The sequence below is a fragment of the Enterobacter cloacae complex sp. I1M genome (assembly GCF_014982425.1).
Taxonomy (GTDB): Bacteria; Pseudomonadota; Gammaproteobacteria; order Enterobacterales; family Enterobacteriaceae; genus Enterobacter; species Enterobacter intestinihominis.
Window position 1 is genome coordinate 58,943 of record NZ_JADCLG010000026.1, and the last position, 6,016, is coordinate 64,958.

Consider the following 6,016-nt stretch of genomic DNA (forward strand, 5'->3'; position numbering starts at 1 on the left):
CGTGGGCGACGTGGACGTCGGCGGCAGCTCCTTGCCCGCCGTGCGCGTGGGGCTGAATCCGCAGGCGCTGTTTAATCAGGGCGTGTCGCTTGACGACGTACGATCCGCTATCAGCAACGCCAACGTGCGTAAGCCGCAGGGTGCGATTGAGGACAGCAGCCACCGCTGGCAGATCCAGACCAACGACGAGCTGAAAACCGCCGCCGAGTATCAGCCGTTGATTATTCACTACAATAACGGCGCGGCGGTGCGCCTGAGCGACGTCGCCAGCGTCACCGATTCGGTGCAGGACGTGCGTAACGCCGGGATGACCAATGCCAAACCGGCGATTTTGCTGATGATCCGCAAGCTGCCGGAAGCCAACATCATTCAGACGGTGAACAGCATCCGCGCGCGGCTGCCGGAGCTTCAGGAAACCATTCCGGCGGCCATCGATCTCCAGATTGCGCAGGACCGCTCCCCCACCATCCGCGCCTCGCTTGAAGAGGTAGAGCAAACGCTGATCATCTCCGTCGCGCTGGTAATTCTGGTGGTGTTCCTGTTCCTGCGCTCGGGGCGCGCCACGCTGATCCCGGCGGTAGCGGTCCCGGTATCGCTGATAGGCACCTTTGCCGCCATGTACCTGTGCGGGTTTAGCCTTAACAACCTGTCGCTGATGGCGCTGACGATTGCCACCGGTTTTGTGGTGGATGATGCCATCGTGGTGCTGGAGAATATCTCGCGTCATCTGGAAGCGGGCATGAAGCCGCTCCAGGCGGCGCTTCAGGGGACGCGCGAAGTGGGCTTCACGGTCCTGTCCATGAGCCTGTCGCTGGTGGCGGTGTTCCTGCCGCTGCTGCTGATGGGCGGCCTGCCGGGGCGACTGCTGCGCGAATTTGCCGTCACGCTCTCCGTCGCCATTGGTATCTCACTGGTGATTTCGCTGACGCTAACGCCGATGATGTGCGGCTGGATGCTAAAGCGCAGCCAACCACACTCACAGCCGCGCAGGAAAGGCTTTGGCCACGTCCTGATGGCGATGCAGTCCGGCTACGGCAAATCGCTGAAATGGGTGCTGAACCACACGCGTATTGTCGGGCTGGTGCTTATCGCCACCATCGGGCTCAACGTCTGGATGTATATCACCATCCCGAAAACCTTCTTCCCGGAGCAGGATACCGGCGTGCTGATGGGCGGTATTCAGGCAGACCAGAGCATTTCGTTCCAGGCGATGCGCGGCAAGCTTCAGGACTTTATGAAAATCATCCGGGAAGATCCGGCCGTAGACAACGTTACCGGCTTTACCGGCGGCTCGCGCGTTAACAGCGGGATGATGTTTATTACCCTTAAGCCGCGCGGTGAACGTCACGAAACGGCGCAGCAGATCATTGACCGCTTGCGGGTGAAGCTCGCCAAAGAGCCGGGGGCGAACCTGTTTTTGATGGCCGTTCAGGATATCCGCGTCGGCGGACGACAGGCTAACGCCAGCTATCAGTACACCCTGCTCTCGGATGACTTAGCCGCCCTGCGCGAGTGGGAGCCGAAGATCCGTAAAGCGCTGGCCGCGCTGCCGCAGCTGGCGGACGTGAACTCCGACAGCCAGAACAACGGCGCGGAGATGGCGCTCACCTACGATCGTGAAACTATGGCCCGCCTGGGCATTAACGTGGAGGCGGCCAACAGCCTGCTTAACAACGCCTTCGGGCAGCGTGAAGTCTCCACCATCTTTCAGCCGATGAACCAGTACAAGGTGGTGATGGAAGTTGATCCGCGCTACACCCAGGACATCAGCGCGCTGGACAAGATGTTTGTGATCAATGATGACGGCAAGGCGATCCCGCTGTCGTACTTCGCCAGCTGGCAGCCGTCAAACGCGCCGCTGTCGGTGAACCACCAGGGGCTTTCCGCCGCCTCGACCGTGTCGTTTAACCTGCCAACCGGCTCGTCGCTGTCTGAGGCCAGCGATGCCATTAACCGCGCCATGACCCAGCTTGGGGTGCCCTCCTCCGTGCGCGGCAGCTTTGCCGGTACGGCGCAGGTGTTCCAGGACACCATGAACTCGCAGGTCATTTTGATCCTGGCGGCCATTGCCACGGTGTACATCGTGTTGGGCGTGCTGTACGAAAGCTACGTGCATCCGTTGACCATTCTCTCCACGCTTCCCTCTGCGGGCGTGGGGGCGCTGCTGGCGCTGGAGCTGTTCGGTGCTCCATTCAGCCTCATCGCGCTCATTGGGATCATGCTATTAATAGGTATTGTGAAGAAAAACGCGATAATGATGGTCGACTTTGCCCTGGACGCCCAGCGCAACGGCAACCTGACGCCGGACGAGGCGATATTCCAGGCCTGTCTGCTGCGTTTTCGCCCGATCATGATGACTACGCTGGCCGCGCTGTTCGGCGCACTGCCGCTGGTCATATCCGGCGGTGACGGCTCTGAACTGCGCCAGCCGCTGGGGATCACGATCGTTGGCGGCCTGGTGATGAGCCAGCTGCTGACGCTCTACACCACGCCGGTAGTCTATCTGTTCTTTGACCGCCTGCGGCTGCGTTTTTCGCGAAAAAAGAGAACCACGGTGACCGAGTAAATGACCGACCTACCCAGTAACGTTCGCTGGCAATTGTGGATCGTCGCGTTCGGCTTCTTTATGCAGTCGCTGGACACGACCATCGTGAACACAGCCCTCCCCTCAATGGCGAAAAGCCTGGGGGAGAGCCCGCTGCACATGCATATGGTGATTGTCGCCTACGTGCTGACGGTCGCCGTGATGCTGCCCGCCAGCGGCTGGCTGGCGGATAAAGTGGGCGTACGGAACATCTTCTTCACCGCCATTGTGCTGTTTACCACCGGGTCGCTGTTTTGCGCCCAGGCCAATACCCTCGACCAGCTGGTGATGGCGCGCGTGCTACAGGGCGTCGGCGGCGCGATGATGGTGCCCGTCGGGCGGTTAACGGTGATGAAAATTGTTCCGCGCGCGCAGTATATGGCGGCGATGACCTTCGTCACCCTGCCCGGTCAGGTCGGCCCGCTGCTGGGCCCGGCGCTGGGCGGTATTCTGGTGGAGTATGCCTCCTGGCACTGGATCTTCCTGATCAACCTGCCAGTCGGTATTATCGGCGCGATTGCCACCCTGACACTGATGCCGAACTATAAAATGCAGACCCGGCGCTTTGATTTCTTTGGCTTCATCCTGCTGGCAGCTGGCATGGCGACGCTCACCCTGGCGCTCGACGGGCAAAAAGGGCTGGGGATCTCCTCCCTGTCGCTCGCCCTGCTGGTAGCGCTGGGTGTCACCGCCATTCTCTGGTATCTGTGGCATGCCAGAGGCAACGCTAACGCGCTGTTTAGCCTGAACCTGTTCAAGAATCCCACCTACCGTCTTGGTCTGTTCGGCAGCTTTGCCGGACGCATCGGCAGCGGCATGTTGCCGTTTATGACGCCGGTATTTTTACAGATTGGGATGGGCTTCTCGCCGTTCCATGCCGGGCTGATGATGATCCCGATGGTGCTCGGCAGCATGGGGATGAAGCGTATTGTGGTGCAGGTGGTAAACCGCTTTGGCTATCGCCGGGTGCTAGTGGCCGCCACGCTCGGGCTGGCGCTGGTTAGTCTGCTGTTTATGACCGTGGCGCTGCTGGGCTGGTACTACATCCTGCCGCTGGTGCTGTTCTGCCAGGGGATCATCAACTCCATGCGCTTCTCGTCGATGAACACCCTGACGCTGAAAGATCTGCCGGACGAACTGGCGAGCAGTGGTAACAGCCTGCTGTCGATGATCATGCAGCTCTCTATGAGCGTGGGGGTCACGGTCGCCGGATTGCTGCTCGGCATGTACGGTCAGCACCATCTCAGCGCCGACACCCCCGTCGCGCATCAGGTCTTTTTATACACCTACCTCAGCATGGCGGTAATTATCGCCCTGCCCGCTTTTATCTTTGCCAGAGTACCGAATGACACGACCAAAAACGTTGTGATCCGACGCGGCAAAAGGAGTGCACCATGAAATTCTGGCGTCCGGGGATCACCGGTAAGCTTTTTGTGGCGATTTTCGCCACCTGTATCGTCCTGCTGATTACCATGCACTGGGCGGTGCGGGTCAGCTTTGAGCGCGGCTTTATTGACTACATCAAGCACGGTAACGAACAGCGCTTACAGGGCTTAAGCGACGCGCTGGGGGAACAGTATAGCCTGCACGGTAACTGGCGTTTTCTGCGCAATAACGATCGTTTTATATTTCAAATTCTGCGCTCGCTGGAGCACGATAATGACGACGACCGCCCGGGGCCGGGCATGCCGCCGCACGGCTGGCGCACCCAGTTCTGGGTGATCGATCAGGAGATGCACGTGCTCGTTGGCCCGCGCTCGCCGGTACCGCCGGACGGTACAAAGCGCGCCATTACCTCGAACGGCGCCACGGTGGGCTGGGTTATTGCCTCGCCGGTCGAGCGGCTGACGCGCAACACCGACATCAACTTTGACCGCCAGCAGCGCCAGACCAGTTGGCTGATTGTCGCGCTTTCTACCCTGCTTGCGGCGCTCGCCACCTTCCCGCTGGCGCGCGGCCTGCTGGCGCCGGTTAAACGCCTGGTGGAAGGCACGCATAAGCTGGCGGCGGGTGATTTCTCGACCCGCGTGGACACCCGCAGTCAGGATGAACTGGGCAAGCTGGCGCAGGACTTCAACCAGCTCGCCAGCACGCTGGAGAAAAACCAGCAGATGCGCCGCGACTTTATGGCCGACATTTCGCACGAGCTGCGCACCCCACTGGCGGTGCTGCGCGGTGAGCTGGAGGCGATTCAGGACGGCTTGCGGCAGTTCACCCCCGAATCCGTGGCCTCGCTACAGGCGGAAGTCGGTACGCTGACCAAACTGGTGGACGATCTGCATCAGCTTTCCATGTCCGATGAAGGCGCCCTGGCCTACCAGAAAGCCCCAATCGACGTGATCAATATCCTTGAAGTCGTGACCGGCGCGTTCCGCGAACGCTTCGCCAGCCGTGACCTGAAAATCAACCTCTCGCTGCCTGACAGCGCGGTGGTATTCGGTGACAGAGATCGCCTGATGCAGCTGTTCAATAATCTGCTGGAGAACAGCCTCCGCTACACCGACGGCGGCGGCGGGTTGCATATCTCCGGCAAGCAGGAAAACGGGCGCTTTGCCCTGACCTTTGCGGACTCCGCCCCTGGCGTGAAGGATGCGCAGCTGGAAAAACTGTTCGAGCGCTTCTATCGCACCGAAGGTTCGCGTAACCGCGCCAGCGGGGGCTCCGGCCTTGGGCTGGCGATTTGCGTAAACATTGTGGAGGCGCATGGTGGCACCATCCGCGCCGCCCATTCGCCTTTTGGCGGGGTTAGCATTACAGTAGAGTTACCTCTGGAACGGGATTTATCGAGGGAAGCATGACCGAGTTACCGATTGACGACAACACACCGCGTATTTTGATCGTGGAAGACGAGCCTAAACTTGGGCAACTGCTGATCGACTATTTGCGCGCTGCGAGCTATGCGCCAACGCTTATCAGCCACGGCGACCAGGTGCTGCCCTACGTGCGCCAGACGCCGCCGGATCTGATCCTGCTGGATCTGATGCTGCCGGGTACTGACGGCCTGACCCTGTGCCGGGAAATTCGTCGTTTCTCCGATGTGCCCATCGTGATGGTGACGGCCAAAATTGAAGAGATCGACCGTCTGCTGGGGCTCGAAATCGGCGCCGACGATTACATCTGCAAGCCTTACAGCCCGCGGGAGGTGGTCGCTCGCGTGAAAACCATCCTCCGCCGCTGCAAGCCGCAGCGTGAATTGCAGGTGCTGGATGCACAAAGCCCGCTGATCGTCGACGAAAGCCGCTTCCAGGCGAGCTGGCGCAGCAAACTATTGGATCTCACCCCAGCGGAGTTCCGCCTGCTGAAAACCCTCTCCCACGAGCCGGGAAAAGTGTTTTCCCGCGAACAGCTGCTCAACCATCTGTATGACGATTACCGCGTGGTGACCGACCGCACCATCGACAGCCACATCAAAAACCTGCGCCGCAAGCTGGA

General features: G+C 60.3%; 4 protein-coding genes. All 4 read left to right on the top strand.

What is annotated here, in order from left to right; genetic code table 11:
• On the top strand, positions 1-2,566 hold a 2,566-nt coding region (gene mdtC, locus INF86_RS16465; protein ID WP_193543725.1), incomplete at its 5' end, for a multidrug efflux RND transporter permease subunit MdtC.
• Positions 2,567-3,982, top strand: coding sequence for an MFS transporter (locus INF86_RS16470; RefSeq protein WP_032623937.1), 1,416 nt, complete (start codon positions 2,567-2,569; stop codon positions 3,980-3,982).
• A complete protein-coding gene (gene baeS / locus INF86_RS16475) occupies positions 3,979-5,382 on the top strand; it encodes a two-component system sensor histidine kinase BaeS (protein WP_023306582.1) in 1,404 nt (467 codons plus the stop codon). Before INF86_RS16470 ends, baeS begins: the two co-directional genes overlap by 4 nt.
• A partial coding sequence (gene baeR / locus INF86_RS16480) for a two-component system response regulator BaeR (RefSeq protein WP_193543726.1) occupies positions 5,379-6,016 on the top strand: 638 nt, incomplete at its 3' end. The genes baeS and baeR, both read left to right, overlap by 4 nt.

Coding starts and splice junctions, on each gene's coding strand:
- INF86_RS16470 (WP_032623937.1), top strand. CDS start 2,567: ATGACCGACCTACCCAGTAACGTTCGCTGGCAATTGTGGATCGTCGCG.
- baeS (WP_023306582.1), top strand. CDS start 3,979: ATGAAATTCTGGCGTCCGGGGATCACCGGTAAGCTTTTTGTGGCGATT.